This window comes from Caballeronia choica, assembly GCF_001544535.1.
In the GTDB taxonomy this organism is placed as follows: Bacteria; Pseudomonadota; Gammaproteobacteria; order Burkholderiales; family Burkholderiaceae; genus Caballeronia; species Caballeronia choica.
The window spans coordinates 1-3,853 of the sequence record NZ_FCON02000317.1 but is presented as its reverse complement, the minus strand read 5'-3'; the positions used below and the strand labels follow the sequence as shown (position 1 = coordinate 3,853).

Genomic DNA, 3,853 nt, shown 5'->3' with positions numbered 1-3,853 from the left:
GGCGACCATATAGCGCATGCCAACGATAATGGACTTCAACTTCTTGCCCGATATGGGCAGAATGAATGCGAACTCGCCCTCGGCCGGCGCAATTTCATGTTCGCTGGCTCTGACAGCGGTGGCGAGCGAGCCGCCTCAATGTATAGCCTGATCGGCTCGTGCAAGTTGAATGGTATCAACCCGCGCGCCTACCTGGAATATGTCCTTACGCACATCGCCGATCACCAGGCCAATCGCATCGACGAACTGTTGCCCTGGAACGTCGCGAAGCACCTGCTCCCATCTCCACCTTCATCGGGTTGATCCCTTCTGCCTGCGGCAGGCTTAGCCTGCCGCATTCTCAGACGCTTGTCCAAAAAATTCTCGACGGCCCTCGCGCGACGCATACGCTGCAGGCGGCACAGATGCTTGCGCAGGCACCGCAAGCGATGCAACTTCGCTATCTTCAGACCCTGACTGCAATTGCCAGCGATAAAAGCTCGACCATCATTTTCCCTATGCCGATGGATCTCATCAATTCAACCGCAAATCGCGTGAAACGACCAACTCAAAATTGAGGGCGGGGAGCGCGACGCATCCGATTGTCTGCGCGCGTTCACGGCGCCGAACATCCTCCATCTGTACACACATGCAGCGTCGAAGTGCGGATAACAGGCCCGTGGTCCAAGTGCGATCACCGCCGCGAAGGCGGCTCAACGCGGAGCCGACTATGCCCTCCGCACTCCGACGCTCATCGTATGCGTTGCGCAAGTAGCTTGCATCGCTTCCCTGATGCGCACTTCGATTGCAACTACAACACCAGCGACCGCGTCCGCAGCACAAACCGGTAGGTCCGAGAGTGCGGTGTCGCCGAACCGCCGAACCAGCAGGACGTGTGGTTCAGGATCCAGAATTTGCTCAATCGTTCAATCTCCCCACTGGATCGGCAGAATCCAGTCTGGCAGAAGGGTCCCGATATGCTCAATTCATCTGGATCCGGATTTGTACGCACACGATTAGCGGGATAATGGAATCCGCGTCGACAACACTCCTGAATCTCCGAGCGCCCCGCGGCAGGAGGTATTCAAGCGCTCCAACATTTTCCCGTAAGGTTGAGGCTAGCCACGTGGAACGGCCGCGCGGCTCGCTTGGCTCTGAGAGAGCAGTAGAGCGTGCGCGATGGCCATCCATTGGCCCAGCGCATTGCTGGGCCTTTTTTCTTTGCTGGCAAAGATGACCCACGATTGAGCCCATCAAAGTCGGCTTCAGGTGCTCCGACGGGATACGCAGTCGCCGTCGACGCACCTGCACGTACGCGGATAGGATGGCCCTCGCCGTGAGGGGCATGGATCATATGTCAAGACCAACGTCCAAGTTCGAAGTCAATTACGAGGAGGCTGGACCAGCTCCCAGTGTCCCCGAATGCGACAGGACATTCCATATCTCGTGAGTAAGTCAGAATGTCGGTCCTACTCAGTTTCTCTTAAGCAGATTTTAAGTACCCCGCCCTATCTTCAAATTGTCGTCAACGAATTCTGATACGACCAAGGTCCGGCACGTGCTGCTTTGCCAGGCGACAGTATGGCCGGCGTGGCTTACGTACCAGCCCCTCCCTCGTCGAGATTTCAGAAATGGAGAAAGAACATGAAAAAGCAACATATCGCAGCATCGGCCGCGACCGCGTTAATCGCCACCACGTTTCTCAGCGCTGTCGTGCAGGCCGCGGAATCGCCGCAGAGCGTCACGTCGGATATGGGAAAACTGTCGAGCAAAGGGAATCAGGCGTTCCAGCAGATCGAGCTCGCGCGCCTCGCGATCTTCAACGGCCACGCCTCGGAGGCGACGAGGCTCGTCAAAGAGGCGCAACAATCGCTCAAGATCGCGCAGACGGACGACACCGCGTTCGTCAAAGCAGAGAACGACTTGAAGGTGCCACCCACGGCCGCGGCGCCGCGTGGCGCATCGAGTGCAACGCGTAGCGCCGAACCGACGACATGGCTTCCGGTCGGTGCCGACGTGACGATCACTGACAGCCTCACTCAGTCTCCCGCCAAATCGAAGGCCATTGCCTCGGCAAACGAACACCTGAAGAAAGGAAAGCGCGAGGCCGCGCTTAGCGCTCTGAAGGTGGCGAACATCAACGTCGCCTACACCATGGAACTCGTGCCGCTCACGCAAACGATGACTGACATCAACCAGGCCGCGAGCCTGCTCGCACAGAACAAATACTACGAAGCGAACCAAGCCCTCAAACAGGTGGTGGATAGCGTGCGTTATGACTGGGTCGACCTGGATGCGATCCCACAGCCGAGTAATGCGGCTGCAAAGCCAAGCGTCAACGCGGCCTCATCCGTGAAGGTCAGATAGGGATGTCCTCGACGTCCGCCGCGCTATGCGGGCCGGACTCGAAACAGCACGCACAAATCACGCATAGAGGTTGTCATGCACAGCGTCGACAATACAATCGTGGACCCCACCCGCCGGAAGTGGCTGATCGCCACGAGTAGTGCAGGTGTGGCGGCCGGCGCGACCACACTGATTCCGTTCATCGATTCGATGGCGCCGTCGGAGAAGGCCCGTGCTTTGGGCGCGCCGACGATCGTCGACGTTTCCCGACTTGGGCCTGGCGAGATGATGACAGTCGCTTGGCGCGGGATGCCGATTTTTCTGGTCAACCGAACCGAGCGGATGATGGACGAGGTCGTTGCGGCAAATGGACTGGTGGCCGATCCTGCCAGCAAACATCCATTCTCGATGCCGCTACCCGTCTATTGCTCGACCAATTACCGGTCGCGCACGAGCCATCCGAATCTGCTTGTGGTGGTCGGCGTGTGCACGCACCTTGGCTGTACGCCCTCGCCTCGCTTTACGCCCGGGCCGCAACCTAACTTGCCCGATAACTGGCCCGGGGGGTTTCTCTGCCCGTGCCATGGCTCGACTTACGACCTCGCCGGCCGGGTTTTCAGGGACAAGCCGGCGCCACAGAATCTGGACGTGCCGCGTTATGAATTTTTATCGCCATCCACCGTGGCGATCGGGCAAGATGAAAAGGGCGAGGCATGAGGATCTGCAAAAGCCCTGGCAGTTACCCTGTGTAGGAAGCAAGGTGCACGGGACCGCTGATTCAGAAGGCGATAGAATATGAGCTGTGCGTTTTGAGCGTGAAGACAGGCTCGAGAGCGCCCGCAACAGGGCGAGCGTCCGATGAACGCGACGCGCGAGCCTTAACGGCAACAAACCTCACGCCGTCGAGCGGAGTTAGGTGTCGCGAACCGGCTCATCTTGGGTTACGTCGCCCCCGCGGGTTGAGGCATCTACCGGCGAGGTCAGTCCGGTGGCCTGTGAGGCAGGCGACAGCGGCCGGTCCCGTTTGTTCATCGACGCGCGGGCAATGACGGTGGTGGACGCCCGACGTCGATACACCAACCTGGGGACGCTATGGCGAGCGGATCAGGCAGGCGGGAGGAAGCAGCAGAAGGCAGCGGGCGAGGAGCGAACGATACTCGGCATGTCAGGGTTGCGCCTCTCCAGCCGCGCGCCATCTTGCCTCCGGACGACGAGTCTACTGCGCCGATCCCGCTTCGCTGGCTGTGCATCCTTGCATTCGTCGTAGGCATCGTGACGGGCTTCGGCGCGGTGGTATTCCGCGGCTTGATCGTGAACCGCCTCCAGATTTTTCTGGACACGATTTTGGGGTAAAACGTGTTTCTGGTAACGGAGTTGAACATGCTGAAGAAGTCGAATGTCACTGAGGTTGTGCCGGGGGCGGTGGAAGGAGCGCGTAGCGCGACTGGAAACGCCCCCGGCGCGGCCGCCGAAGTGAAACGGTGGTCGGCCAATCGGAAGAAACAAGTCGTCTTGCGCTTGTTGCGCG

3 protein-coding genes and 1 pseudogene are annotated in these 3,853 nt (G+C 59.4%); all 4 read left to right on the top strand.

Translation table 11 applies throughout. The features are described from left to right. Positions 1–303 (top strand): transposase domain-containing protein (locus AWB68_RS43105; protein ID WP_235028838.1); only part of this gene is annotated, 303 nt, incomplete at its 5' end. An 86-nt stretch (positions 304–389) separates the two neighbouring features. Continuing rightward, positions 390–557: pseudogene (locus tag AWB68_RS43100) on the top strand (slipin family protein); the annotation flags it as partial. A gap of 1,003 nt (positions 558–1,560) precedes the next feature. Continuing rightward, positions 1,561–2,346, top strand: a complete 786-nt coding sequence (locus AWB68_RS43095; protein ID WP_087650208.1) for a YfdX family protein — start codon at positions 1,561–1,563, stop codon at positions 2,344–2,346. Between the two features lie 75 nt (positions 2,347–2,421). Then, positions 2,422–3,042: a ubiquinol-cytochrome c reductase iron-sulfur subunit gene (gene petA / locus AWB68_RS43090; protein ID WP_087650207.1), complete on the top strand. Its 621-nt coding sequence runs from the start codon at positions 2,422–2,424 to the stop codon at positions 3,040–3,042. Positions 3,043–3,853: the final 811 nt, after the last annotated feature.